Genomic DNA, 26,169 nt, shown 5'->3' on the forward strand with positions numbered 1-26,169 from the left:
CGTGTGGGTCAGATGAGCTTGAGGTCGCTGCGGGCGCGGATGATCTTGCGCAGGGCGATCAGATAGGCGGCGGTGCGGTAGTCGAGTACCTCGCCGTTGCTTTCCACCTCGCGGACCTCGTGCATCTCGCGGAACGCCTCGCGCATGGTGTCCTCGAGGCCGGAACGAACCAGATCGATCTCCTCGGCACCGCGAACCACCGCGTCGCGAATCCATTCCGGGATGCTCTCGTTGGTCATCATCTCGATGGCCGTCACGATGTGCTGGCCCTGGGACTGGTCGTAGCGCCGCTCCAGGCGCCCGAAGCGCATGTGCGACAGGTTGCGCACCCATTCGAAGTAGGACACGACGACACCCCCGGCATTGACGTAGACGTCCGGCAGGATCGTGATCCCGCGGGCCCGCAGTGCCTGGTCGGCCTCCCAGGTGCAGGGCCCGTTGGCGGCCTCGGCGATCAGCCGGGCCTGGATGCGGTCGGCGTTGCCGCGATGGATCGCGCCTTCCAGCGCCGCCGGGATCAGGATGTCGCATTCGCGTTCCAGGATGCGGTTGCCGTCGCGCTCGAACTCGACGCCGGCAAAGCCCTCCATGGTGCCGCTGCGGCGGACGTAGTCGTGCAGCGCCTCGACGTCGATACCGTCTTCGCAGTACACGCCGCCATCGCTCTTGATGACGCCGACGATCTTCGCGTGATCGTCCTGCTGCAGGAAGCGCGCGGCATAGTAGCCGACGTTGCCGAAGCCCTGAATGATGATTCGCTGTTCGCCCAGGCCACCTTCGAACCCGGCCTCGCGGGCGGCCGAGCCCTCGCGAAAGAACGCCTGTAGCGCGTACTGCACACCGCGTCCGGTGGCCTCGAGACGCCCGACGATGCCCCCCAGCTCCACGGGCTTTCCGGTCACCGAGGCGGCGTGATCGAGATCTTCCGGATGCCGTTCGCGGTAGGTCTCCATGATCCAGGCCATCTCGCGCTGGGAGGTCCCCACATCGGGGGCCGGCACGTTTTGCGCGGGGCTGATGTAGTCACGCTGGATCAGTTCGTGGGCGAAGCGTCGGGTGATGCGCTCCATCTCCCACTCGTCGTATTTCTGCGGATCGATCCGAAGCCCACCCTTGGAACCCCCGAAGGGGATGTCCACGATGGCGCATTTGTAGGTCATCAGGGCCGCCAGGGCCTCGGCGTGCTGCTGATCCATGGTCGGGGAGAAGCGCAGACCGCCCTTGGATGGCAGGCGATGCGCGGAGTGCACCGCGCGCCAGCCCTTGAACACCTCGATGCGGTCGCGAAAGCGGATCGGAAAACTGACCTGAATCACCGAGTCGCAGGACTTCAGGGCCTCGCGCGCCCCCTCGGGGAGTTCGAGGTAGGCCATGGCCCGGTCGACCATGTGTGAGACACTATCAAGAAAGGTTTCAGGGACTTCGCTTTCCGACATGACGGCAATCCTTTATGGCTTTGCGAGGCGGCCTGCGCGGCACGGGGGCTTCGCGTATGGGTGACGCGGGCCACTTTCCCGACCCGCGGTTCTCGGTTGCACCGATGATGGACTGGACGGACACCTGGTGTCGCCGGTTCCATCGGCTGCTGACCCGTCGGGCATTGTTGTATACCGAGATGGTGCATGCCAACGCGGTGATCCATGGCGATCGCGACCGCCTGCTCGGCTTTGCCGCGGAGGAACACCCGATCGCGCTGCAGCTGGGCGGGTCGGACCCGGCCACGCTGGCGCAGGCGGCACGCATCGCGGCCGATCGCGGCTTCGACGAGATTAACCTGAATGTGGGTTGTCCCTCCGACCGTGTCCAGTCCGGCGCGTTCGGCGCCTGCCTGATGGCGGATCCGGGGCTGGTGGCCGACTGTGTGGCGGCGATGCGCGACGCGGTGGAGGTCCCGGTAACCGTCAAGCACCGCATCGGCATCGACGACCAGGACTCCGAGGCCGACCTGCATGCCTTCGTGGAACAGGTCGCCGCGGCCGGCTGCCGGGTGTTCGTGGTGCACGCGCGCAAGGCCTGGCTGCAGGGGTTGAGCCCCAAGGACAACCGCGATGTCCCGCCGCTGGACTACGCCCGCGTGTACCGCCTGAAGGCGGAGTTTCCCCAGCTGACCATCGTGCTGAACGGCGGGCTCGACGATGTACCGGGTGCTCGGGCCCATCTGCAGCAGGTGGATGGCGTGATGTTCGGACGCAAGGCCTACCACGAGCCCTGGAGCCTGTCCGTGGTGGACCGGCTGTATTTCGGTGCGGACCAGGATCCGACACGCGAGGGGGTGCTGGAGGGGCTCCTGGAGCTGGCCGAGGGGATGCGGCGAGACGGCGTGCCGCTGGCACGCCTGACCCGGCACATTCTGGGGCTGTTCCACGGGGAGCCCGGGGCCCGGCAGTGGCGGCGTGTCCTGACCGAGGGGGCCCATCAACCCGGCGCCGGCCCGGAGCTGATCGAGCGCGCCGCCCGGGCTTGTCTGCCCCGGGCGGCCTGACGCCTCACACCGTACAGGCGGCTACTCGGCGGGCGTCTCCGGGGCGATCCAGCCCGCCTCGAGCCCGTCCGCCAGGATCTGGCGGATCGCGGGGATCGCCTCCTCCCATTCGGCGACGCTGAGCGTCTCCGCGCGGCAGAACGTCTCCAGGACCTCAGGCGCGACGTGCTGTGCGGGATAGTCATTGCCACCGACGCACAGGACCGGGCCGTCGGGGCCCTGGAACCACGCGCGGCGGATACCGGGGTGGAGGACAAAGCGTTCCGCAACCCCGGCACGGGCTGCGATCCCGGGGTCTTCCGGAGCGAGCTCGATGTTCCCGGCGGGGCGGGTCAGGAACCGGCCGAGATAGGCGTCCAGGTCCTGGTCCTCCGCGGCGAGCAGCGCGCGCAGGGCCTCGCGCAGTTCCCTGCGATCCGCGGCGGGGAGTTCGGCGGGGCAGGCAGCCGGGTGACGCCCCGGATCCTCGAAACGCGCCTGGTCGCCGATCACGTTGGCGCGCTCCTCGAGAAAGCCGGTCAGGACGTCGAGGATGGTCGGGGCGCGAAAACCGACCGACCAGGTCATGCACTGCGCATCCAGCGACAGGCCGTAATGCGGCAGACCGGGCGGCAGATAGAGCAGGTCGCCGGGGCCCAGCTCCCAGGTCTCGCTCGGGTGGAACTCGCGCAGGATGGCGAGCGGCAGGTCGTCGTGGCAATCCAGTGATCCCGGTGGGTCCTGGATCTGCCAGCGGCGGCGTCCCGCGGCCTGGAACAGGAACACGTCGTATTGATCCACATGCGGTCCGACGGAGCCCCCGGGCGGGGCATAGGAGATCATCAGGTCGTCCCGGCGCCAGCGCGGGATGAAGTCGAAACGGGCGAGGAAGTCCGACCCGCCGGGCCAGAAGCGTTCCACGTCGGTGATCAGCAGGGTCCAGTCGCGCGCGGGCAGCTGCCCCAGGTGCTCGGCGTCGAAGGGGCCGTACTCCACGTCCCAGTCCTGGCGGTCGACATGCCCGCGGACGATGCGGCTGGCGGCATCCGGATCGGTCGCCAGGCCGGCCAGATCGTCGGGCTCGATGGGATTCTCGAAACCCGGGACCGCATTGCGCACGAGCAGCGGGCGTTGCTGCCAGTAGTCGCGCAGAAACTCGGCGGTCGTGAGCCCGCCAAGCAGGACCAGCGGTTGGTTCGGATCCGGGGCCGCCATGCCGTGCGGGATCAGAGGTCGCGCGCGAGCTTCTCGGCGATGCCGGTGTAGGTCCCCGGCGTCAGCTCGCGCAGGCGCGCGCGGGCCTCTTCCGGGATCTCGAGGCCGTCGATGAAGGCCGCCAGGGCCTCGGGCGTAATGCGCTGCCCGCGGGTCAGTTCCTTGAGCTTCTCGTAGGGCGACTCGATGCCGTAGCGACGCATCACGGTCTGGACCGCCTCGCCCAGGACCTCCCAGTTCTGGTCCAGGTCTTCCGCCAGGCGGCCGGGCTCGATCTCCAGCTTCCCGAGGCCGCGATCGAAGGCCTTGTAGGCGATCAGCGACCAGGCGAACGCCAGGCCGATGTTGCGCAGCACGGTGGAGTCGGTCAGATCGCGCTGGAAGCGCGACACCGGCAGCTTGCCCGCGAGATGATCGAACAGGGCATTGGCCAGGCCGAGGTTGCCCTCGGCGTTCTCGAAGTCGATCGGGTTGACCTTGTGCGGCATGGTCGAGGAGCCGACTTCGCCGGCCACAACCTTCTGCTTGAAGTAGCCCAGCGAGATATAGCCCCAGATGTCGCGCGCCGCATCCAGCAGGATGGTGTTCGCGCGCATGAAGGCATGGAACAGCTCGGCGAGGAAGTCATGCGGCTCGATCTGGGTGGTGTGGGTATTCGGTTCCAGCCCCAGGCCCTCGATCATTCGCCGCGACAGGGCCGGCCAGTCGACCTCCGGGTAGGCCACGCTGTGGGCATTGAAGTTGCCGACCGCGCCGTTGATCTTGCCGCGGCAGGCGACGGCGGCGATCTCGTCGCGCTGGCGCTCCAGACGCGCGACCACGTTGGCCAGTTCCTTGCCCATGGTGGTGGGGGAGGCCGGCTGGCCGTGGGTGCGCGCGAGCATCGGTTGTTCGGCGAAGCGTTCGGCAAGCGTGCGCAGGGGGGCGAGCACGCTGTCCAGGGCCGGCAGCATCACCTGGTCGCGGGCCTCGCGGACCATCACGCCGTAGGCGAGGTTGTTGATGTCCTCGGAGGTGCAGGCGAAGTGCACGAACTCGATTTGGCTCTGCAGGTCGGCGCGGTCCGCCATCTGTTCCTTGATGTAGTACTCGATCGCCTTCACGTCGTGGTTGGTGGTCGCCTCGATCTCCTTCACCCGGGCGCCCGCGACCTCGTCGAAGCCGAAGGCGATCTCATCGAGGAAGGCACCCGCCGCGTCGGTCAAGGCCGGCACCTCGGGGATAGCCGGCTCGGCGGCCAGGGCCTTGAGCCAGGCGATCTCCACGCGCACGCGGGCCTGCATCAGGCCCTGTTCGGAGAAGTAGGGCGCCAGGTCGCGGGTATGGCGCGCGTAGCGGCCGTCGACAGGGCTGATCGCAGTCAGGGGGCTCGGGGACATGGGCATTCCGGGGTCGGGTTCGAGTCAGGCGGCGCAGTATACTAAGGCGTTCAGTTGCAATACAGCATCGCGCCGGGGAGACCCCGGTTACCGGCGCGGACCCAACCAGGAGAACGGCATGTCGAAGCCCGCAATGCGTCAGGAACAGGACAGTCTCGGACCGGTGGCGGTCCCGGAGCAGGCCCTGTGGGGCGCCCAGACCCAGCGTGCGGTGGACAACTTCCAGATCGCCGGACGCCCCCTCCCGGCGGCCTTCATTCGTGCCCTGGCGCAAACCAAGGCGGCCTGTGCCGAAGCCAATCAGGCGCTGGAGCAGCTGCCGGCGGAGGTGGCCGGGGTCATTGTCGCGGCCGCCGAGACCATCGCCAGTGGCGAACATGCGGATGCCTTCCCGGTGGATGTCTACCAGACCGGATCGGGCACCAGTACCAACATGAACATGAACGAGGTGATCGCGCGCCTGGCCTCCAGCGAGGCCCTGCCGATCCACCCCAATGACCACGTGAACCGTTCCCAGAGCTCGAACGACGTGATCCCGACCGCGTTGCACGTGGCGGCATCGACCCAGCTGGAACAGGAACTGATCCCGGCGCTGCGTCACCTGATCGCCACCATCGCGCGGCGCGAGGGCGAACTGACCGCGATCGTGAAGACCGGGCGCACCCACCTGATGGACGCGATGCCGGTGCGCATGAGCCAGGAGTTGTCTGGCTGGCGCACGCAGCTGGAGCTGGATGTCGAACGCCTGCGCGCGACCCGCGACCGGGTAAACCGGCTGGCGATCGGTGGCACCGCGGTGGGTACGGGGATCAATGCCCCGGCTGCGTTCGGCGAGCGTGTGGCACAGCGCCTGGCGGAACGCACCGGCATTGCCTTCGAGCGCGAATCCAACGGGTTCGCGGGGCTCGCCAGCCAGGACACGGCGGTGGAACTGTCGGGGCAGCTGCGCACCACGGCCACCAGCCTGATCAAGATTGCCAACGACCTGCGCTGGATGAACTCCGGTCCGCTGGCGGGGCTGGGCGAGATCGCGCTGCCGGCCCTGCAACCGGGCAGCTCGATCATGCCGGGCAAGGTGAATCCGGTGATCCCGGAGGGCGTCATCATGGCCGCGCAGCAGGTGATCGGTCTGGATGCGGCGATCGCGGCCGCCGGGCAGGGCGGCAATTTCCAGTTGAACGTGGGATTGCCGCTGATCGCCGACAATCTGCTGAATCAGACGGGCCTGCTGGCGCGTGCGGCCGGGCATCTGGCGGACCGCGCCATCGCGGGTTTCACCGTGAACGAGGCGGTCGTGCGCGCCGCCCTGGACCGCAACCCCATCCTGGTGACGGCCCTGAACGCGGAGATTGGCTACGAGGCCGGTGCGCGTATCGCCAAGGAGGCCTACGCGACCGGGCGGCCCATCGTCGAGGTGGCGGCAGAACACACTGACATCCCGCGCGAGCGCCTGCAGGCCCTCCTGGACCCCGCGAACCTGACCGGCCCGTCAGAATAGAAGCGTCGCGGGGCGCAGGAGGACGAGGCGTCAGGCGGTCGCGAGCGGGAGCGCCACGCCTGGCTGGAGCAGCCCGCGGAAGTCGGCAAACGGGACGGGGTGCGAGTAGAAGTAGCCCTGGGCCGTGTGGCAGTCGAGGTCCTGCAGGATCTGCGCCTGGCGCTCGGTCTCCACGCCTTCGGCGATCACGTCGAGCCCCAGGGTGCGGGCCATCAGCACGATCGCGCGCACGATCTGCGCATGCTCCTCGCCGTGGTCGAGATCCTTCACGAAGGAGCGGTCGATCTTCAGGGTATCGGCCGGCAACTGCTTGAGCTGCATCAGCGAGGCGTTGCCGGTGCCGAAGTCGTCGACGGCCAGGGACATGCCAACCTGGCGCAGGCGCTGGAAGACGCGCGCGGCACCCTTGGGGTCATCCATGATGCTGGTCTCGGTGAGCTCCAGTTCGATGCAGCGGGTGGGGATGCCGGCCTCGCGGATGATGCGATGGAAGCCGCCGGCCAGATCCGGCTGGCGCAGCTGGCGGGCGGAGACATTGATCGCGACCCGCGGGAGCTCGTCCTCCCCCATGCGCAGGGATTGCAGGTCGCGGCAGACCTGACGCAGCACCCATTCCCCGATCTCCTCGATCAGGGTCATGTCCTCGGCCAGTTCGATGAAGTGGCCGGGCGGCAGCAGGCCCAGCTTCGGGTGCTGCCAGCGGATCAGGGCCTCGGCGCCGATGACCCGGCCGGTCGCGAGCTCCACCTTGGGCTGGTAGTGCAGCACCAGTTGCTCATTGGCAATGGCCTGGCCCAGCTCGTTTTCCAGCTCGAAGTGACGGAAGGTGCGGGCGTTGAGGTCCTGGGTATAGAAGCGGAACCCGTTGCGCCCGCGCTGCTTGGCCTCGTACATCGCGGCATCCGCGTTGCCCAGCAGGGTGTCCGCGTCCTCGCCGTCGTAGGGGTACACCGCGATACCACAGGACACGCTGCTGACCACCGGCTGATCGAAGATCTGGCGCTCGGTTGCCGTCTTGCGGACGACGTCGGTGACCAGGCGGACGATACCCTCCAGCCCCTGGCTGTCCTCCACGAGGATGCCGAACTCGTCGCCGCCCAGGCGCGACAGGGTGGTGCGCAGGTGGCGACCGGAACGCTCGCGCGCATGGTCCAGCAGTTCGGAGAGGTCCTGCGCGACCTTGCGGATCAGCTCGTCGCCGGCCCGATGGCCGAGGGAGTCATTGGTGCGCTTGAAATTGTCGAGGTCCAGCAGGATCAGCGCCACGTGACCGGCGGCGCCGGCATGGCGCTCCATGGCCTGTGACAGGCGGTCGCTGAACAGCATGCGATTGGGCAGGTTGGTCAGCGAGTCGTGCGACATGTGGTGCAGCAGTTCGCGCGACTGGCGCTCGGTGATCCGCTGCAGGGCCTTCTGGCGCCGATCCATCATCTGGAACAGGTCGGCGCTCTCGAGGGCATAGGCGGTATTGAAGAGCACCATGGTCAGGGTCGACAGGATCATCTCGTACCGCTGCAGCTCCGACTGGCGGAAGCGGGCGACGAACATCCCCCGAATCCGGGTGCGCGTGGAGATCACGTGGAGCATGACGCTCTCGCCGTCGACCGGCGAGGGGAGGCAGACCGGGTGATTCTGATGCAGCGCCCAGGAGAACTGCCCGTCGCGGATCAGCTGTTCCACGGTGTCCGCGAGGTCCGGCTCCAGCTCCTCCGGGCGCTCCTGGTAGGCGAGATTGAAGGAGCAGTCGTTGTCCAGCACGTAGACCGCCATGTCCTGTGCCGGCAGAAGCCGACGAATGGACTCGATGCTGTTCTGGATGATCAGCTCGGGGCTGCGGTTGCGGTCGGTATCGCCAAAGATCGCCGTGGTCGAGGCGAGCACGTCCATCGCGTAGGCGTTGGCCTCCAGGGCCTCCTCGAGGAAGCGGATGCGCTCATGGAGGGCATTGACCTCCTCGGGCGTGCGATACGATGGGCTCATGCAACAGCGTCCTTTGCCTGCATACGGGCTCAGTCGAGGAGGATCGCCTGCATCTGGTCCAGATGCTTGCGGGCGTGGCCGATGATGTCTTCGTAGACCGGCATCTCCAGGCCGATCCGGTCGAAGGTCTCGGGGCTTACCGGGGGCACGAAGCGCTCGCCGGACGATCCCAGGCGCAGCGAATTCGCGATGCTGTCGGCGACGTGCACGATCGCGGTTTCCACCGGGAAGGCGCGTGCCTCCTCCGGGGCATGGTGGTAGCGCGTGGCCTCCACCTGGGCCGGGGTCATGCCCCATTCATCCAGCAGGGCGGAGCCGATGGCGGCATGATCGAAGCCGAGCAGCTCGCGTTCGGCCTCGAACAGCAGGCACTGCTCGCGTTCGCGGATGTTGATCAGCTCCTCGGTGCGGGTGCCCAGGCGCAGGAACAGCAGCAGCCGCCCCAGATCGTGCATGATGCCGTAGAGGTACAGCCGTTCGATGTTGGCCTCGCGGCGGAACCGTGCGATGGAGCGACTGAGCACGCCGACCGCGATGCTGTGGCGCCAGAACGACTCCATGTCGACGCCGATGACCGGCAATCCACGGAAATGCTCAATGACGATTGTCGACAGCACGATCTGGCGCATCTGCTGCAGGCCGATGATGGAGACCGCGCGGTGCAGGGTGTCGATGGGCTCGGGAAAGCCGTACAGCGAGGAGTTCGCCATGCGCAGCGTCTTCGCGGCGATGGTCGGGTCCAGCTCCACTGCCTCGGTGATCCCGGCGACGTTGGCCGTGGGATCGCTAAGACGGGTGAAGATCGTGTTGTAACTGCCGGAAAAGCTGCACAGCGAGTCGTCCTGCTCGAGGAACTCGGCGACGGTCATCATGCACCCCGGGACCGGTGCCCGCGGCGCATCAGCTCATCCAGCAACTGCTCACGGGCGAGCTGGTGGAACCCGTCCATGGGGTGGGCGTTCACGTCACAGTGGCGGAAGCGCTCGGACAGGATGGTATCGGCCTGTTCCTCCATCTCCGGCGTGGGCCGGGTTTCTGGCGGGAGCTCCACAGGCTCGTCCTGACCATCATTGGCCGCTGCCTGCTCGTCCTCGACCACCTCGACCGTGCTGATACCCCAGGACAGCAGCACGCGGATCTGCTTGTCCTGCAGCACCATGCCGGCGGGGATCAGGAGACGGCCGGAGCGGTCATGCACGGCGGTCGCCAGTGTCTGACCGGACTGTATTGCCTCCGTGGAGATCCGTCGTCCCATGCCGAGACCTTATGCGGAACCCGCGAGCTGGCGCAACACGTAGGGCAGGATGCCGCCGTGGCGGAAGTAGTCCACCTCCTGCGGGGTATCCAGGCGTACACGCACGGTGAAGGTGGTGCGCTGACCGTCGTCGTCCACCGCGGTCACCGTCGCCTCGCGGGCCTCGCCGTTCTCCACGCCGGTGATGCTATAGGTCTCGCGCCCGGTCAGTCCGTGGCTGGCCGCGTTCTCGCCGGGCAGGAACTGCAGCGGGAGGACACCCATGCCCACCAGGTTGGAGCGGTGGATGCGCTCGAAGCTCTCGACGATCACCGCCTTGACTCCCAGTAGCAGGGTCCCCTTGGCGGCCCAGTCGCGCGAGGAGCCGGTCCCGTATTCCTGACCGGCGATCACGATCAGCGGGGTGTCCTCTTCCTGGTAGCGCATGGCGGCGTCGTAGATGGACATCTGCTCGCCATCCGGCAGGTGCTGGGTGACGCCGCCCTGGGTGCCCGGGGCCAGCAGGTTGCGCAGGCGCACGTTGGCGAAGGTGCCGCGCATCATCACCTCGTGGTTGCCGCGCCGCGAGCCGTAGGAATTGAAGTCCGCGGGCTTTACGCCCTTGGATTCCAGGTACTTCCCGGCGGGGCTGTCCTTGGCGATCGAGCCGGCCGGGGAGATGTGGTCGGTGGTGACCGAGTCGCCCAGCAGGGCCAGCACGCGCGCGCCCTGGATGTCGTGCCAGGGCATCGGGGTCATGCCCATGCCCTTGAAGTAGGGCGGATTGCGGACGTAGGTGGAGTCCTCCTGCCACTCGAAACGCTCGCCCTTGGGGGCCTCCAGGTTGCGCCAGCGCTCCTCGCCGGAGTAGAGATCCCCGTAGGCACTGGTAAAGCTGCCAGCGCCAACGTGGCTGGCGACGGCCTCGCGCACCTCGTCGGTGGTCGGCCAGATGTCCTTCAGGTAGACCGGCGCGCCCTCGGCGTTCTCGCCGATGGGATCGTTGTACAGGTCGATATTGCTGCGCCCGGCCAGGGCGTAGGCGACCACCAGGGGCGGCGAGGCGAGGAAGTTCATCTGCACCTCGGAATGGATGCGCCCCTCGAAGTTGCGGTTGCCGGAGAGCACCGAGCTGACGATCAGGTCGTCCTTGATGATGGCCTCGGAGATCGGCTCCGGCAGCGGGCCCGAGTTCCCGATGCAGGTGGTGCAGCCATAGCCGACCACGTGAAAGCCAAGGGCCTCCAGATCGGTCAGCAGGCCGGACTTCTCCAGGTAGTCGGTGACCACGCGCGAGCCGGGGGCCAGCGAGGTCTTCACCCAGGGCTTGACCTGCAGCCCCGCCTCGCGCGCCTTGCGCGCGACCAGGCCGGCACCCAGCATCACCGACGGGTTGGAGGTGTTGGTGCAGGAGGTGATCGCCGCGATCACGATGTCGCCGTGATCCAGGGTGAAGGTCTCGCCGTCCATCTCGATGGCGGTGTGATGGGGCTCCTCCGCCTGGTGTTCCACGCCCACGGCGGTATGCCCGCCCTCGGCCGCGAAGCGCTCGGCCTCGGCCGGTTCGTCGGCGCCGCTCTCGCGCTCCTTCAGCATGGTGTCCAGATGGCGGCTGATGGTGGCGCCGGCCTGGCTCAGCGGGATGCGGTCCTGCGGGCGCTTGGGCCCGGCGAGGCTGGGTTCGACCGTGGACAGGTCCAGCTCCAGCATGTCGCTGTAGCGGGCGATCGGGGCGCTGTCGTCACGCCACAGCCCCTGGGCCTTGGCATAGGCCTCGATGAATTCGATATGGCCGGCGTCACGCCCGGTCAGGCGCAGGTAGTTCAGGGTCTCGTCGTCGATCGGGAAGATGCCGCAGGTGGCGCCGTACTCCGGCGCCATGTTGGCGATGGTGGCGCGATCGGCCAGGGGCAGATCGGCGAGGCCGTCGCCAAAGAACTCGACGAACTTCCCGACCACGCCCTTCTTGCGCAGCATCTCGACGATCACCAGCACCAGGTCGGTCGCGGTGGCGCCCTCGGCCAGCTTGCCGGTCAGGCGGAAGCCGACGACCTGCGGGATCAGCATGGAGATCGGCTGGCCGAGCATCGCGGCCTCGGCCTCGATGCCGCCCACGCCCCAGCCGAGTACGCCGAGGCCGTTGATCATGGTGGTATGGGAATCGGTGCCGACCAGGGTATCCGGATAGGCCATGCAGCCCCCCTCGGCCTGGTCGTCCACGAACACCGTACGGGCCAGGTATTCGAGGTTCACCTGGTGGACGATGCCGGTGTCCGGCGGCACCACCTTGAAGGTATCAAAGGCCTGCTGGCCCCACTTGAGGAAGCTGTAGCGCTCGCGGTTGCGGGAGTATTCCAGCTCCGCGTTCAGGTTCATCGCGTTGGCGTTGCCGTGGGCATCGACCTGGACCGAGTGGTCGATCACCAGCTCCGCCGGCTGCAGCGGGGTGATCTTTTTCGGATCGCCGCCGAGGGCCTCCATCGCGTCGCGCATCGCGGCGAGGTCGACCACCGCCGGCACGCCGGTGAAGTCCTGGAGCAGCACGCGGGCCGGTCGGAAGGCGATCTCCTGGGCCGGCTCGGCCTTCGGGTCCCAGTCCAGCAGGGCCTCGATGTCGGCACGCCGGACGGTGCGCTCGTCCTCGAAGCGCAGCAGGTTTTCCAGCAGCACCTTGAGGGCAAAGGGCAGATCCTTCGCGCGGGCGTCGTCGGTGATCGGCACGTAACGGCAGTCGAGGCCGCCAGCGGACAGGGTCTGGGTGTTCTTCGGGTCGGCGTGGCTCATGATGCGTCTTCCGCGTTCAGGTATTGAGTCGATTGAGGATGTGGTTCGCTTCGCGAATCAGCCGTTTGCGGCCAAAAAGCAGTTTCCAGCGCGATCCGCCGGCCTGGCGCCAGAGGACCGCGGCCCGGATTCCGGCCAGCAGCAACGCACGAATGCGCGCGGCGGTCTCCGGGTTGGAGAGGTTGTTCTGTTCTCCCTGCACGATGATGCGCGGGCCGAGTTCGGAGATGGTTTCCTTGTAGATCTCGGCGAGTCGCGCGATCACGCTCTCATGGGTGATGTGAAAGTAGTCGATCTGGCGTTGTGCGCCCTGCAGACCGTCGGTCAGCGTCTGCAGCATATCGTCGCGTTTTTGCAGCTTGCGCTCGAGGAAGATCAAGCCGATCGCGTAGCGGGTGATCTCCATGTCCGGCGGCTTGCTGCCGTTTTGCAGCTGGCTCTCGATGCGTTCCAGGCCGCTCTTCAGGCTGACGGCCTCGCGGTAGACCGCCTCCGGTGTCTCGGCATCGAAGGCAAACAGGCTGCCGATCAGGACCTCGAACTCGTATTCGTCGCAGCTGCCGCGCCAGGCCAGATCCTTGACCAGGCTGGCGCACTGGAAGAGGGCGGCAAGCGCCAGCGTGCGGTTGTGATCGGAGCGGTCCAAGCCAGTTCATTCCTTGGTGGGTCGGGGGCGGGGCGCCAGGCAGGGCTCACTATACCGGAAGTGACCCGGCGGACTCACTCAGGGAGACGCGGATTGAATGGCGCCTGCGTGGTGGTCCAGCGTGGTCCGGGTCGCGATCACCGCGCCGCCCAGGCAGACATCGCCGCGGTAGAAGGCGATGGACTGCCCGGGGGTGGCGGCGCGTTGCGGGCTGTCGAACGACACCGTGGCACCCGCCTGCGCAAGCGTCTCGATGCGGCAGTCCTGCAGGGGCTGGCGATGGCGCAGTCGGGCCCGGAGCGGCTCGCCCGGGGCGGGCACGTCGTGGATCCAGTGGACCGGCTCGGTGACAAGCGTCGGGCTCATCAGTCGCGGATGCTGCGGGTCCTGGGCGACGACCAGGGCGTTGTGCTCGAGATCCTTGTCGACCACATACCACGGGGCCTCGGCGAACCCGTCGACCCCGCCAATGCCGAGACCCTGGCGCTGGCCGAGGGTGTAGAACATCAGGCCCTGGTGGTAGCCGACGATCTGACCCTCCGGGGTGCGCATCTCGCCCTGGGTGGCGTTCAGGTACTGCGCGAGGAAGTCGCGGAAGCGCCGCTCGCCGATAAAGCAGATCCCCGTGGAGTCCTTGCGGGCGTGGTTCGGCAGACCCAGTTCGCGGGCCCGCACCCGGACCTGGTCCTTCGGGATATCCCCCAGCGGGAACAGGGCCGGGCGCAACTGCTCCTGAGTCAGGGTATGCAGAAAGTAGGTCTGGTCCTTGTTGGCGTCGGCCGCCATGCACAGCTCGCTGAAGTCCGCATGATGGCGGACTCGCGCGTAGTGACCGGTGGCGATCCAGCGGGCGCCCAGCTCGCGCGCGTGGTCGAGGAAGGAACGGAACTTGATCTCGCGGTTGCAGAGGATGTCCGGGTTGGGGGTGCGCCCAGCCTCGTATTCGTGGAGGAACTGGGCGAACACCCGCTGGCGGTAGTCCTCGGCGAAGTTCGCCTTGTGCAGGGGGATCTCGAGACAATCCGCGACCTCGCGGGCCATCGCGTAGTCGGCCTCGGCGGCGCAGTATTCGGCGTCGTCGTCATCCTCCCAGTTCTTCATGAACAGGCCTTCGACGCGATAGCCGGCCTCCAGCAGGCGGCTGGCGGCGACGGCGGAGTCGACGCCTCCGGAGAGGCCGATGATGACGCGCTCGCCGCCGCTCATGGCGCGACCGCCCGGACCAGCCCGCCGACCGCCGCGAGCGGCAGGCGCGGGCCAGCCTGGTAGCGATGGATGCTGCGCATCACCAGGGGGCTGCGCAGGGGCCAGTCGCGTTCGGCCGCCTCGGGTGTCAGCCAGTGCAGGGCATGGATCGCCGGGTCTCGCGGGCCGGGCGAAGGCAGGGGCGCGGTCGAGCCACAGAAGCTGGTGCGCAGGATGACGGCGCCGCTGGCCAGTTCCAGGAGATCGCAGCCGAGGGTGGCCTCGGGGGTGAACGCGAGGGAGGTCTCCTCGCGGACCTCGCGCACGACCGCCTCGATCAGGTCTTCGTGGGCGTCCAGGTGCCCGGCCGGCTGGTTCAGGACCCGGCGCCCGCCGTCGGTCTCCTCGACGAACAGGAACCGGCCTTCGCGCTCGATCACGGCGGCCACGGTGATGTGACAGGGGAGGCGTTCGGTCATGCGGCGGATGATAACGCAGGCAATGGCGCACACGACCATGACGGAACGTCGATTTCACTCGCTCCGGGCCCCCGGAGATGGCGGTTGGGCATGTATAATCGAGGCATACCCGATTGACCGATCCATTGATCTCGATTTCCGTACAAGGAGTTGGCATGGCCTATCAGCACATTCAGGTCCCGGAGAAGGGCGAACGCATCACCGTCGACGAGCAGGGGAAGCTGCAGGTGCCGGATCATCCGGTGATCCCCTATATCGAGGGTGACGGCATCGGGGTCGATATCACCCCGGTGATGCGCCGGGTGACCGATGCGGCCGTGGAGAAGGCCTACGGCGGGAAGAAGGCGATCGAGTGGATGGAGGTCTATGCCGGCGAGAAGGCAACCAGGGTCTACGACGATGATTCGGGCCTTCCGGACGAGACCCTGGAGGCGGTGAAGGATTACCGCGTGTCCATCAAGGGCCCGCTGACCACGCCGGTCGGTGGCGGTTTCCGCTCCCTGAACGTGGCGCTGCGCCAGAAGCTGGATCTGTTTGTCTGTCTGCGCCCGGTGCGCTACTACGACGGCACCCCGAGTCCGCTGAAGGCTCCGGAAAAGACCGACATGGTGATCTTTCGCGAGAACTCGGAGGACATCTACGCCGGCATTGAATTCGAGTCCGGCACGCCGGAAGCGAAAAAGGTCATCGACTTCCTGCAGGGCGAGATGGGCGTGACCCAGATCCGCTTCCCTGATACCGCCGGCATCGGCGTGAAGCCGGTCTCCAGCGAAGGCACCAAGCGCCTGGTGCGCAAGGCCATCGAGTACGCGATCGACAACGACCGCCCGTCGGTGACGCTGGTGCACAAGGGCAACATCATGAAATTCACCGAGGGCTCCTTCAAGGCCTGGGGCTACGAGCTGGCCCGCGAGGAGTTCGGTGCGAAGGACCTGGACGGCGGCCCGTGGCAGACCTTCAAGAACCCGAAGACCGGCCGCGACATCGTGATCAAGGACGTGATCGCGGATGCCTTCCTGCAGCAGATCCTGCTGCGCCCGGAGGACTACTCGGTGATCGCCACGCTGAACCTGAACGGTGACTACATCTCGGATGCGCTGGCCGCGCAGGTGGGTGGCATCGGCATCGCCCCGGGTGCGAACCTGTCCGACACCACCGCGATGTTCGAGGCCACCCACGGCACGGCGCCGAAGTATGCCGGCCAGGACAAGGTGAACCCCGGCTCGCTGATCCTGTCTGCCGAGATGATGCTGCGGCATCTGGGCTGGCCCGAGGCGGCGGACCTGGTGGTCAAGGGCATGGGCGGCGCGATCAGCGCCGGCGAGGTGACCTACGACTTCGCGCGGCTGATGGATAACGTCGAGCCGATTGCCTGCTCGGCCTTTGGCGAGGCGATGATCAAGCACATGTGACGGGACGGGTCGGTGGTCGGAGTGTCCGTAAGGGCACTTGGCCTCGGCCCGGAACCATTCGAGGATGGAGACGACCCAAACGAGTAACCGCTGAAGGCGCGAGTTCGACCGATGAGTGATGACAAGCCCCAAAACCCCGATCGAGACGACTCGGTAACGGTCGAAGAATCGAGGCCGGAGCTCAAGCCACCGCGACAGTACAAGGTGGTCCTGCTCAACGACGATTTCACGCCCATGGAGTTCGTGATCGAGGTACTGGAGACCTTCTTCAGCATGGATCGCGAAAAGGCCACCCGGGTGATGCTGCACGTGCACACGCGCGGCAAGGGAGTATGCGGCATCTTTACCCGGGATGTGGCCGAGACCAAGGTGGCGCAGGTGAACGACTACGCCCGCAGCCATCAGCACCCACTGCTTTGCTCGATGGAGGAGGCCTGACTCCCATGCTCGACAAGGAACTCGAATTCAGCCTGAACATGGTCTTCAAGGAGGCCCGCGAAAAACGTCACGAGTTCGTGACCGTTGAGCATCTGCTGATGGCGCTGGCGCAGAATCCCAGCGCGGCCACGGTGCTGCGGGCCTGCGGGGGCGATCTCGATCGCATCCGCGACGAGCTGGAGGCCTATATCGACGAGAACACGCCGCGCATCCCGCCGAACGATTCGCGCGAGACGCAGCCGACGCTGGGCTTCCAGCGGGTGCTGCAGCGGGCCGTGTTCCATGTGCAGTCCAGCGGACGCAAGGAGGTCTCCGGCGCCAACGTTCTGGTGGCCCTCTTCGGCGAACAGGACAGCCAGGCCCTGTACGTGCTGGGGCAGCAGAACATCTCGCGCCTGGACGTCGTCAACTTCATCTCGCACGGGATCTCCAAGGTGGGCGAGGACGAACTCGGGGCGCAGCCCAACCCGAACGAGTCCCAGGCCGAGCCGGTGGAGGGCGAGCGCGAGGAAAAGACCAACGCGCTGCAGCTCTACGCCACCAACCTCAACGACAAGGCGCGCAAGGACGAGATCGACCCGCTGATCGGGCGCGATCACGAGATCGAGCGCACTATCCAGATCCTCTGCCGCCGGCGGAAGAACAACCCGCTGCTGGTCGGAGAGGCCGGGGTCGGCAAGACCGCCATTGCCGAGGGTCTGGCGCGGCGCATCGTCGACGAACAGGTGCCCGAGGCGATCGAATCCGCGACCGTCTATGCCCTGGACTTGGGGGCGCTGGTCGCCGGGACCAAATACCGCGGCGACTTCGAGAAGCGCCTTAAGGGCGTTCTGGCCCAGCTCAAGAAGGAGCCGGGTGCGGTGCTGTTCATCGACGAGATCCACACCATCATCGGGGCTGGCGCGGCCTCCGGCGGGGTGATGGATGCCTCCAACCTGATCAAGCCGATGCTCGCCTCGGGCGAGCTGAAGTGCATCGGCTCCACGACCTACCAGGAGTACCGCGGCATCTTCGAGAAGGATCGTGCCCTGGCGCGGCGTTTCCAGAAGATCGAGGTGCCCGAGCCGACGGTCGACGAGACCGAGCAGATCCTGCGCGGTCTGAAGTCCCGTTTCGAGCTGCACCACAACGTACGGTTTACCAAGCCGGCGCTGCGGGCGGCGGCGGAGCTGGCCGACCGTTACATCACCGACCGCTTCCTGCCGGACAAGGCGATCGACCTGATCGACGAGGCCGGGGCCAGCCGCCAGCTGCAGCCGGCCAGCCAGCGCAAGAAGACCATCGGTGTGCAGGATATCGAGAGTATCGTGGCGAAGATCGCGCGCATCCCGCCGAAGTCGGTTTCCAGCTCCGACAAGGAGACCCTGCGCAACCTCGACCGCAACCTGAAGATGACCGTGTTTGGCCAGGACGAGGCGATCGGCACCCTGGCGACAGCCATCAAGATGGCACGCTCCGGTCTGGGCGACATGGACAAGCCGATCGGCTCGTTCCTGTTTGCCGGGCCGACGGGGGTCGGCAAGACCGAGGTCACCCGTCAGCTGGCGCAGCAGATGGGCATCCACCTGGCGCGGTTCGACATGTCCGAGTATATGGAGCGCCACACGGTCTCCCGCCTGATCGGGGCACCGCCCGGCTATGTGGGGTATGACGAGGGCGGGCTGCTCACTGACGCCATCCTGAAGCATCCGCATTCCGTGCTGCTGCTGGACGAGATCGAGAAGGCTCACCCGGACGTCTTCAATGTGCTCCTGCAGGTCATGGACCACGGCACGCTGACGGATGCCAACGGACGCGAGGTGGACTTCCGCAATGTGATCCTGGTGATGACCACCAACGCCGGTGCCGAGCAGGCCAGCCGCCCGTCGGTGGGCTTTACCCAGCAGGACCACTCCAGCGATGCGATGGAGGCGATCAAGCGGACCTTTACGCCGGAGTTCCGCAACCGGCTGGATGCGACCATCCAGTTCGGGCCGCTGGACGAGGCGACCATCCTCAATGTGGTCGACAAGTTCCTGACTCAGCTGCAGGCCCAGCTCGACGAGAAGAAGGTCCACCTGACGGTGGAGCCGGACGCCCGGGCCTGGCTGGCCGAGCATGGCTACGACGTCAAGATGGGTGCGCGACCGATGGCCCGCACCCTGCAGGAGCACATCAAGAAGCCGCTGGCCGACGAGCTGCTGTTCGGCCGTCTGGCGCACGGCGGCGAGGTGGTGGTCCGACTGGGCGAGTCCGGGCTGGAGCTGGATATCCAGGAGACGGCCGTGTCGTCCTGATGCGGCGTGCTGGCATAACCGGGCCCGCGCAAGGGCCCGCAAATGAAGAAGCCCCGGTCCTGCCGGGGCTTCTTCGTTGGAGAGGCGAACTTACTTGTTGCGGTAGACGATGCGACCCTTGGTCAGGTCATAGGGCGTCATCTGCACGATCACCTTGTCGCCGCGCAGGATCCGGATGTAATGCTTGCGCATCTTGCCGGAGATGTGCGCCGTGATCGTGTGCCCATTTTCGAGCTCCACCCGGAAGGTGGTGTTCGGGAGCGTCTCGACGACGGTACCCTCCAGCTCGATTTCGTCTTCCTTCGCCATACAGTTCCTCTCGTATTGAATCAAGGTGGCGACATTATCCGGATGCACCAGCGGAACACAAGTCATGGCGCGCCTCGCAGGGCCGGTCCACGGCGTGGATGGACGGGGCGACGGCCTCGGTGCAGGTGCGGGACGAGTCGGACGCCGCGTTTGCCGCCATTTCCCTGACCGCCTACACTACGCGCGCTTTCACGCGCGAGACCATTGCGAATGACAACTTCTTGGGCAGCCGTTTTTCCCGGCCAGGGGTCCCAGTCCACCGGCATGCTGGCCGACCTGGGCGACGACCATGCCATTGTCCGTGACACCTTTCAGGAGGCGTCGGACTGCCTTGACGCCGATCTCTGGAGCCTGTGCCAGCACGGCCCGGTCGAGCAGCTGAACCAGACCGAATGGACCCAGCCGGTGATGCTGGCCGCGGGGGTTGCCGCCTGGCGCCTGCTGAGCGAGCAGACCCCCGCGCGCCCGCAGGCCGTTGCTGGTCACAGCCTGGGCGAGTACAGCGCCCTGGTGGCCGCGGGCGTGCTGCGCTTCCCCGATGCGGTACGGCTGGTCGCGGAACGCGCCCGGGCGATGCAGGCGGCGGTCCCGGAAGGCGAGGGCGCGATGGCCGCGATCCTCGGGCTCGACGATGCCGCGGTGCAGACCCTTTGCAGCGAGCATGCCGGGGGCGAGGTATTGGAGGCGGTCAATCTGAACGCCCCGGGCCAGGTGGTCATCGCGGGTAATGCCGCGGCGGTGGACCGTGCGGTGGGGGCGGCGAAGGACGCCGGCGCCAAGCGCGCCCTGAAGCTTCCGGTCTCGGTTCCCTCGCACTGCGCCTTGATGCGGCCGGCGGCCGAGCGCCTGCAGGCTGCGCTTGACAGGACCAGCTTCAGCTCGCCGAGCATCCCGGTCTGGCAGAATGTGACGGCCGCGCCGGCGGATTCGGCGGAGACCATCAAGGAGAACCTGGCCGCGCAGCTGTACCGGCCCGTACGCTGGGTCGAGACCATTCGCGGTCTGCGCGAGCAGGGCGTGGCGGTGCAGGTCGAGTGCGGGCCCGGGCGCGTGCTGACCGGACTGGCCAAGCGCATCGACCGGGATCTGGAATTGTTCGATGTCGCCGATCGCGACACGCTGAACGCCACCCTGGAACGCCTGGGGTCGGACGCATCCTGAGCGCGCTCGCGCCGCCGCGGTTCGCGACTCCCTCTCACATGAAGCAAAGGCACAACCATGTCTGACAGCAAACGTGTAGCCCTGGTAACCGGCGCCAGCCGCGGCATTGGCGCCGCCATCGCCCGGCGTCTGGCCGAGCAGGGCCTGCAGGTGGTAGGCACCGCCACCAGTGACGCCGGCGCCGAGCGGATCACCGAGGCCCTGAAGGAATGGGGCGGCCGCGGCATCGCCATGGACGTCACCGACGCCGATTCCGTCGCCGCCGGCCTGCAGGCGATCCAGGCGCAGGAAGGCCCGATCGAGGTGCTGGTGAACAACGCCGGCATTACCCGCGACAACCTCTTCATGCGCATGAAGGACGAGGAGTGGGATGCGATCATCGACACCAACCTCTCCGCCGCCGTGCGCCTGACCCAGCGCCTGCTGAAGGGCATGATGAAGCTGCGCCGCGGCCGTATCATCCTGATCGGGTCGGTGGTCGGCTCCACCGGCAACGCGGGACAGACCAACTATGCGGCGGCCAAGGCGGGCCTGGCCGGGTTTGCCCGGTCGCTGGCGCGCGAGGTCGGCAGCCGCAGTATCACGGTGAACACGGTCGCCCCCGGGTTCATCGATACCGACATGACCCGCGAGCTGGGCGATGACACGAAAGCGGCCCTGCTGGGCCAGATCCCGCTGGGGCGCCTCGGCGCGCCGGAGGAGATCGCCGCGGCGGTGGGTTTCCTCGCGTCCGAGGAGGCCGGTTACATCACCGGCGAGACCCTGCACGTGAACGGCGGGATGTTCATGCATTGATCACGGCGGGCAGGCCGCGTGCCGCCCGCATGGCCCGCTGCACGGATCGCTAGATCGCGGCGGGGCTTTTCTCTAGAATGGCGGACCTTTCAACGAAGCCGCCTCACACCGAAGGGGATTTCTGAACCATGAGTAGCATTGAAGAACGCGTCAAGAAGATCGTTGTCGAGCAACTGGGAGTCAAGGAAGAGGACGTGACCAACGCCGCCGCTTTCGTTGACGACCTGGGTGCGGACTCGCTGGACACGGTGGAACTGGTGATGGCGCTCGAAGAAGAATTCGAGACCGAGATCCCCGACGAGCAGGCGGAAAAGATCACCACCGTGCAGCAGGCGATCGACTATATCAACGAGCACATGAAGGACTGATCCGACGCCTCCGGGCGCCGGTCAGGACGACGCGAACGGGCCTTCCTGCGCGCAGGGCGGCCCTTCGTCGTTTCGCTGAACGCGTATTTCAGTCTTTCGAGGAGAACATCATTGGCTAAGCGACGTGTCGTGATTACCGGACTGGGGATCGTGTCCCCGGTCGGATCCACTATCGACAAGGCCTGGAGCAACATCAAGGCCGGCAAGAGCGGCATTTCCCCCATCGATGTCTTCGATGCCTCGGACATGCCGGTGAAGATCTCCGGCGCCGTTCGGGATTTCGAGGCCAATGATTACGTCTCGACGAAAGATCAGAAAAAGATGGACACCTTCGTCCTCTACGGGCTGGCCGCGGGGCTTCAGGCCCTGGACGACTCCGGACTGGAGGTGACCGAGGAGAACGCCGAACGGATCGGGGTCGCGATCGGCTCCGGAATCGGCGGTCTGCCGTATATCGAACGTTCCTACGGGGCATACCTGAAGGGCGGGGCGCGCAAGATCTCGCCGTTCTTCGTGCCCAGTGCGATCATCAATATGGTGGCCGGCAATCTGTCCATCATGCGCAACCTGCAGGGCCCGAACATCTCCATCGTCTCGGCCTGTGCCACCGGGACCCACAACATCGGCGACGCGGCGCGCATGATCGCCTACGGCGACGCCGATGCGATGGTGGCCGGCGGGGCCGAGATGGCGACCACGCCGCTGGGCATCGGCGGCTTTGCCGCGGCTCGCGCGCTGTCCACCCGCAACGACGATCCGGAACGCGCTTCCCGCCCCTGGGACCAGGATCGTGACGGCTTCGTGCTCAGCGATGGTGCTGGCGTGATGATGCTGGAAGAGTACGAGCATGCGAAGGCTCGCGGGGCGAACATCTACTGCGAGGTCGCGGGGTTCGCCTGGAACGCTGATGCCCACCACATGACGCAGCCCATCCAGGATGGCTCCGGCGCCGCCAAGTGCATGCACCGGGCGCTGAAGGATGCCGGCGTGAATCCGGAAGAGGTCGGGTATATCAACGCGCACGGGACCTCGACGCCGGCGGGCGACCTGGCGGAGACCCAGGGGCTGAAGAAGGCCTTCGGTGACCATGCCTACAAGCTTCTGGTGAACTCCACCAAGTCGATGACCGGCCACCTGCTGGGGGCCGCCGGCGGGATCGAGGGCGTTTTCACGGCGCTGGCCCTGCGCGATCAGGTGTCGCCGCCGACCATCAACCTGGAAAACCCGAGCGAAGGCTGCGATCTGGACTATGTGGCCAACGAAGCGCGCGAGATGAACACCAAGGTCGGCCTGTCCAACTCCTTCGGGTTCGGCGGCACCAACGGCACGCTGGTGTTCCGCAGCATCTGACGCTGCGGCGCCGCCATGGCGGTCCATCCACTGGCCGCCGGGGTCGATTTCGCGGCCCTGGCGCGGCGATTCCCCGAACGCTACCCGCACCTGCTGGAGTCGGCCCTCATCGGGCAGGCCCCGGCACGCTTCTCCATCCTGTTTGCCTTTCCCGGTCGAACCCTTTCGACCGCGGCGGGCGAGGATATCCTGCAGGCGCTGGACCAGGACCTGTCCGGGGTACCGGAGCTGGCCCCGGACGACACGCCCCATGCCCATCTCCCGTTCCTCGGAGGGTGGTTCCTCTACGCGGGATACGAGCTGTCCTGGGGCCTGGAGCCGGCGCTGGGTGAATGCCGGTCGGATCCCTGGCTGCCGGACGCGCTGCTGACCTATTTTCCCGCGGCCCTGATCCATGATCACCACGCGGGCCGTACATGGTTCGTGGACGAAACGGACGATGCCGAGCGCCGGGCGCAGGTCGAGCGGGACCTGGAGGCAGTACAGGAGGATGCGGACGCGGCGTGCAGCCCCTTGCCCGATCTTTCCTTGCAGGAGGAGGATCCGGCCCAATACCGCGAGGCGGTACTTCGCGGCCTCGAGTACATTCGAGCCGGCGATACCTTCCAGGTCAATCTGTCGCGGGAATGGCATGCCACGGCGGCCGCACCGCTGGATCCGGCGGTGCTGTATATGCGCCTGCGTCAGGCGAATGCGGCCCCGTTTGCCGCCTGGCTGCAGTTGCCGGGGGCCCACGTGATCAGCTCCTCGCCGGAACGCCTGGTGTCGGTGGAGCGGGGCGAAATCGAGACCCGGCCGATCGCGGGAACCCGAAGACGGGATGCGGACGCCGACAAGGATCGGCGTCTTTTCAGTGAGTTGAACTTTAATCTTAAAGAGCGGGCCGAACATGTGATGCTGGTGGACCTGGAACGCAACGATGTCGGGCGGGTGGCCGAGATTGGCAGCGTGCGGGTCGCGGAGCTGATGACCATCGAGAGCTATCGCCGGGTGCACCACATTGTCTCGAGCATCGTCGGGCGCCTGCGCCCCGGGACCACGGCCGCTGATGTCCTGCGGGCGGTCTTCCCCGGCGGCACCATCACCGGGTGCCCGAAGATTCGCAGCATGCAGATCATCCAGGAACTGGAGCAGTACGCGCCGCGTGGCGCCTACACCGGCGCCTGTGGCTACGTGAGCCGGCACGGGCGCATGGATACCAACATCCTGATCCGTACGCTCGTTGCGCACGGGAACGAGCTGCGCTTCCGCGCCGGTGCCGGCATCGTGGCTGACTCGGACCCGGAGCGCGAGCTGGAGGAGACCCGGCACAAGGCACGGGGTCTTCTGGAGGCGCTGGGCGTGCACAACGAGGCGCTTTCGTGATCCTGGTGAACGGGGAACCGGACGAGAACGTCTCGGCGGGTGATCGCGGGTTGCTGCTCGGGGATGGGCTGTTCGAGACCCTGCGCGTGCGTTCGAGCCAGCCGCAATTGTGGGCGTACCACCGGGATCGGCTGTGGCGGGGCCTGCGCCAGCTGGGCTTCCCGGAGCCCGAGGAAGGGCAGATTCTCGAGGAAGTGGCACGGGTGGCGCACGGGCCCGAATGCCTGGTGCGGGTGACGATTACGCGTGGCGGAGGGCCCCGAGGGTACGCGCCACCCGCCCATCCGGCACCCACGCGGATTGTCAGTGCCGGGCCCGCGTCGGACGCCGCGCCACCTGGCGACCGGAGGCCCCTGGTCCTGGGCTGGTCGGCGGTGCCGATCGGCGTGAATCCGGCGCTCGCGGGGCTCAAGCACACCAGCCGCCTGGAACAGGTGATGGTACGCAGCCACTGGGAAAGTGGCTGGGAGGAAGCGATCGTTTGCGATGCACTGGGGCGGGTGATCAGCGCCACCCAGGGCAATCTCTGGGTGCGCGAGGGGCAGCGCCTGCTGACGCCCCCGCTCGACCAGGCCGGGATTGCCGGGACCCGGCGGGCCTGGATCCTCGATCATGCGGCAGGGTTTGGATTCTCCGTGGTCGAGGAGTATCCGGAGACCGAACGGATCAGGCAGGCCGACGGTATCTACATAACCAATGCCCGTCTCGGGATGACCCCGGCGGTGCTGGCTGAAGCGGACAATCCGGGGCGCGCGTGGCAGGATGATCCGCTCTACCGCATGGGAATCGCGTTGCATGAAGCGCATTAGTCTCGCCGTCCTGGCCCTGGTGGTCGTGCTTGCCCTGGGCACCGCCTGGTGGTTGGGCGAACACTACCGGGCACAACTGGACACGCCCCTGGCGCTGGACGCCTCGGAACGCTACCAGCTTGCATCCGGTCAGGGGCTGCGCTCGGTCAGCCGCTCGTTTGCCGAGCGCGGCTGGATCGAGTCCGCCTGGGTGGCGGAGGTCTACGGGCGGCGCCAGGGGCTTGCGCCGCGGCTACAGGCCGGCGAGTACGCAGTGACCCCGGGGATGACGCCGCGCGATCTGCTGCACGCGATGGCCCGGGGCGAGGTCATCCAGCATCGCCTGACCTTTCCCGAGGGCTGGACCATCCGCCAGGCACTGAGCGCGCTGCGCGAACATCCGGAGCTGGTCGGTCCGCCGGAGTCGGTCGGGGTTCACAACCTCCTCGAGACCCTGGGCTTGTCGGACCTGGATCATCCGGAAGGCTGGTTTCTTCCGGATACCTATTTCTTCGGCTCCGGCACCGAGGCCCTGACGGTGCTGGAGCGCGCCCATCAGGCCATGCGCCTGCACCTGGAGCGGGCCTGGGAAGGCCGTATCGAGGACCACCCGGTGGATTCCCCCTATGAGCTGCTGATCCTGGCCTCGATCATCGAGCGCGAGACCGGGCGTGGGGACGAGCGGGACCGGGTAGCGGGCGTATTCGTGAATCGGCTGAAGCGCGGCATGCGACTGCAGACCGACCCGACCCTGCTGTACGTGCAGGAACCGGGCGTGCAGCGTCTGACGCGGGCCGAGCTGGATCGTGACCACCCCTACAACACCTACACGCGCGCGGGGTTGCCCCCGACGCCGATCGCGCTGCCGGGGCGGGCCGCCCTGGAGGCCGCCGCGCGGCCGGCGGATACCGACGACCTGTTCTTTGTTTCGCGCGGCGATGGCAGCCATCATTTCTCCCAGACCTATCGCGAACACCGCGAGGCCGTGATCCGCTACCAGCTGGGCGGGGACGGCAGCCGCTACGGCATCCGCAACCGCTAACGGG

The 26,169-nt window shown here is 67.0% G+C and carries 23 protein-coding genes; 12 read left to right on the plus strand and 11 right to left on the minus strand.

Going from position 1 to position 26,169, the window contains the following annotated elements; genetic code table 11:
- Positions 1–8: 8 nt before the first annotated feature.
- Positions 9–1,436, minus strand: a complete 1,428-nt coding sequence (locus F627_RS0105685) for a Glu/Leu/Phe/Val dehydrogenase (protein WP_026332042.1) — start codon at positions 1,434–1,436, stop codon at positions 9–11.
- Positions 1,437–1,492: 56 nt separating this feature from the next.
- Between F627_RS0105685 and dusA the strand changes: the two genes are divergently transcribed.
- On the plus strand, positions 1,493–2,482 hold the full coding sequence (gene dusA, locus F627_RS0105690; RefSeq protein WP_018880622.1) for a tRNA dihydrouridine(20/20a) synthase DusA: 990 nt from the start codon (positions 1,493–1,495) through the stop codon (positions 2,480–2,482).
- 21 nt (positions 2,483–2,503) lie between these two features.
- Here the strand turns inward: dusA and F627_RS0105695 are convergent, their stop codons facing one another.
- Together F627_RS0105695 and purB are read right to left on the minus strand one after the other, a co-directional pair.
- On the minus strand, positions 2,504–3,676 hold the full coding sequence (locus F627_RS0105695) for a cupin domain-containing protein (protein ID WP_018875496.1): 1,173 nt from the start codon (positions 3,674–3,676) through the stop codon (positions 2,504–2,506).
- Positions 3,677–3,687: 11 nt separating this feature from the next.
- Entirely contained in the window at positions 3,688–5,055 is a 1,368-nt protein-coding gene (purB, locus tag F627_RS0105700; protein WP_018882074.1) for an adenylosuccinate lyase, read from the minus strand.
- Positions 5,056–5,173: 118 nt separating this feature from the next.
- On the opposite strand from purB, the gene F627_RS0105705 reads away from it, so the two are divergent.
- Positions 5,174–6,553 (plus strand): lyase family protein, encoded by a 1,380-nt coding sequence (locus F627_RS0105705; protein WP_019583541.1) that lies wholly within the window; start codon positions 5,174–5,176, stop codon positions 6,551–6,553.
- 30 nt (positions 6,554–6,583) lie between these two features.
- Here the strand turns inward: F627_RS0105705 and F627_RS0105710 are convergent, their stop codons facing one another.
- The 7 genes from F627_RS0105710 to F627_RS0105740 all read right to left on the minus strand — a co-directional run bounded on the left by F627_RS0105710 (position 6,584) and on the right by F627_RS0105740 (position 14,861).
- A complete protein-coding gene (locus F627_RS0105710; protein ID WP_018877411.1) occupies positions 6,584–8,533 on the minus strand; it encodes a bifunctional diguanylate cyclase/phosphodiesterase in 1,950 nt (649 codons plus the stop codon).
- Positions 8,534–8,562: 29 nt separating this feature from the next.
- Positions 8,563–9,402 (minus strand): HDOD domain-containing protein, encoded by an 840-nt coding sequence (locus F627_RS0105715; protein WP_019583542.1) that lies wholly within the window; start codon positions 9,400–9,402, stop codon positions 8,563–8,565.
- Complete coding sequence (locus F627_RS0105720) at positions 9,402–9,731, minus strand: hypothetical protein (RefSeq protein WP_018875491.1); 330 nt, start codon at positions 9,729–9,731, stop codon at positions 9,402–9,404. The genes F627_RS0105715 and F627_RS0105720 overlap by 1 nt, the downstream gene beginning before the upstream one ends.
- A gap of 66 nt (positions 9,732–9,797) precedes the next feature.
- Positions 9,798–12,551: an aconitate hydratase AcnA gene (gene acnA / locus F627_RS0105725; RefSeq protein WP_018880628.1), complete on the minus strand. Its 2,754-nt coding sequence runs from the start codon at positions 12,549–12,551 to the stop codon at positions 9,798–9,800.
- A gap of 16 nt (positions 12,552–12,567) precedes the next feature.
- Positions 12,568–13,197 carry a high frequency lysogenization protein HflD gene (gene hflD / locus F627_RS0105730; protein ID WP_018866334.1) on the minus strand — a complete coding sequence of 210 codons (630 nt, stop codon included), beginning with the start codon at positions 13,195–13,197 and terminating at the stop codon, positions 12,568–12,570.
- 78 nt (positions 13,198–13,275) lie between these two features.
- On the minus strand, positions 13,276–14,403 hold the full coding sequence (mnmA, locus tag F627_RS0105735) for a tRNA 2-thiouridine(34) synthase MnmA (RefSeq protein ID WP_019583543.1): 1,128 nt from the start codon (positions 14,401–14,403) through the stop codon (positions 13,276–13,278).
- Positions 14,400–14,861 carry an NUDIX domain-containing protein gene (locus F627_RS0105740; protein WP_026329771.1) on the minus strand — a complete coding sequence of 154 codons (462 nt, stop codon included), beginning with the start codon at positions 14,859–14,861 and terminating at the stop codon, positions 14,400–14,402. Before F627_RS0105740 ends, mnmA begins: the two co-directional genes overlap by 4 nt.
- Positions 14,862–15,016: 155 nt before the next feature.
- On the opposite strand from F627_RS0105740, the gene icd reads away from it, so the two are divergent.
- The 3 genes from icd (at position 15,017) to clpA (ending at position 18,987) form a co-directional block, all read left to right on the plus strand.
- Positions 15,017–16,273 (plus strand): NADP-dependent isocitrate dehydrogenase, encoded by a 1,257-nt coding sequence (gene icd, locus F627_RS0105745; protein WP_018879117.1) that lies wholly within the window; start codon positions 15,017–15,019, stop codon positions 16,271–16,273.
- A 111-nt stretch (positions 16,274–16,384) separates the two neighbouring features.
- A complete protein-coding gene (gene clpS, locus F627_RS0105750) occupies positions 16,385–16,711 on the plus strand; it encodes an ATP-dependent Clp protease adapter ClpS (protein WP_018140091.1) in 327 nt (108 codons plus the stop codon).
- Positions 16,712–16,716: 5 nt separating this feature from the next.
- Positions 16,717–18,987 carry an ATP-dependent Clp protease ATP-binding subunit ClpA gene (gene clpA, locus F627_RS0105755; protein WP_018866329.1) on the plus strand — a complete coding sequence of 757 codons (2,271 nt, stop codon included), beginning with the start codon at positions 16,717–16,719 and terminating at the stop codon, positions 18,985–18,987.
- A gap of 90 nt (positions 18,988–19,077) precedes the next feature.
- On the opposite strand, the gene infA is transcribed toward clpA, so the two are convergent.
- A complete protein-coding gene (gene infA, locus F627_RS0105760) occupies positions 19,078–19,296 on the minus strand; it encodes a translation initiation factor IF-1 (RefSeq protein WP_012982660.1) in 219 nt (72 codons plus the stop codon).
- A 210-nt stretch (positions 19,297–19,506) separates the two neighbouring features.
- Here infA and fabD point away from each other — a divergent pair, with 210 nt between their 5' ends.
- The 7 genes from fabD to mltG all read left to right on the plus strand — a co-directional run bounded on the left by fabD (position 19,507) and on the right by mltG (position 26,165).
- Positions 19,507–20,457 carry an ACP S-malonyltransferase gene (fabD, locus tag F627_RS0105765; RefSeq protein WP_081630723.1) on the plus strand — a complete coding sequence of 317 codons (951 nt, stop codon included), beginning with the start codon at positions 19,507–19,509 and terminating at the stop codon, positions 20,455–20,457.
- A gap of 57 nt (positions 20,458–20,514) precedes the next feature.
- Positions 20,515–21,252, plus strand: coding sequence for a 3-oxoacyl-ACP reductase FabG (fabG, locus tag F627_RS0105770; RefSeq protein WP_018866327.1), 738 nt, complete (start codon positions 20,515–20,517; stop codon positions 21,250–21,252).
- A gap of 128 nt (positions 21,253–21,380) precedes the next feature.
- Positions 21,381–21,620 (plus strand): acyl carrier protein, encoded by a 240-nt coding sequence (gene acpP, locus F627_RS0105775; RefSeq protein ID WP_017941560.1) that lies wholly within the window; start codon positions 21,381–21,383, stop codon positions 21,618–21,620.
- Positions 21,621–21,749: 129 nt separating this feature from the next.
- The gene (gene fabF / locus F627_RS0105780; protein WP_018879115.1) at positions 21,750–22,970 is read left to right on the plus strand and encodes a beta-ketoacyl-ACP synthase II; all 1,221 of its coding nucleotides are present in this window, start codon (positions 21,750–21,752) and stop codon (positions 22,968–22,970) included.
- A gap of 15 nt (positions 22,971–22,985) precedes the next feature.
- On the plus strand, positions 22,986–24,335 hold the full coding sequence (locus F627_RS0105785) for an aminodeoxychorismate synthase component I (protein WP_018879114.1): 1,350 nt from the start codon (positions 22,986–22,988) through the stop codon (positions 24,333–24,335).
- Positions 24,332–25,144: an aminodeoxychorismate lyase gene (gene pabC, locus F627_RS0105790; RefSeq protein WP_019583545.1), complete on the plus strand. Its 813-nt coding sequence runs from the start codon at positions 24,332–24,334 to the stop codon at positions 25,142–25,144. Before F627_RS0105785 ends, pabC begins: the two co-directional genes overlap by 4 nt.
- Positions 25,131–26,165: an endolytic transglycosylase MltG gene (gene mltG / locus F627_RS0105795; protein WP_019583546.1), complete on the plus strand. Its 1,035-nt coding sequence runs from the start codon at positions 25,131–25,133 to the stop codon at positions 26,163–26,165. The genes pabC and mltG overlap by 14 nt, the downstream gene beginning before the upstream one ends.
- Positions 26,166–26,169 lie beyond the last annotated feature (4 nt).

Source organism: Thioalkalivibrio sp. ALE16, assembly GCF_000381305.1.
Taxonomy (GTDB): Bacteria; Pseudomonadota; Gammaproteobacteria; order Ectothiorhodospirales; family Ectothiorhodospiraceae; genus Thioalkalivibrio.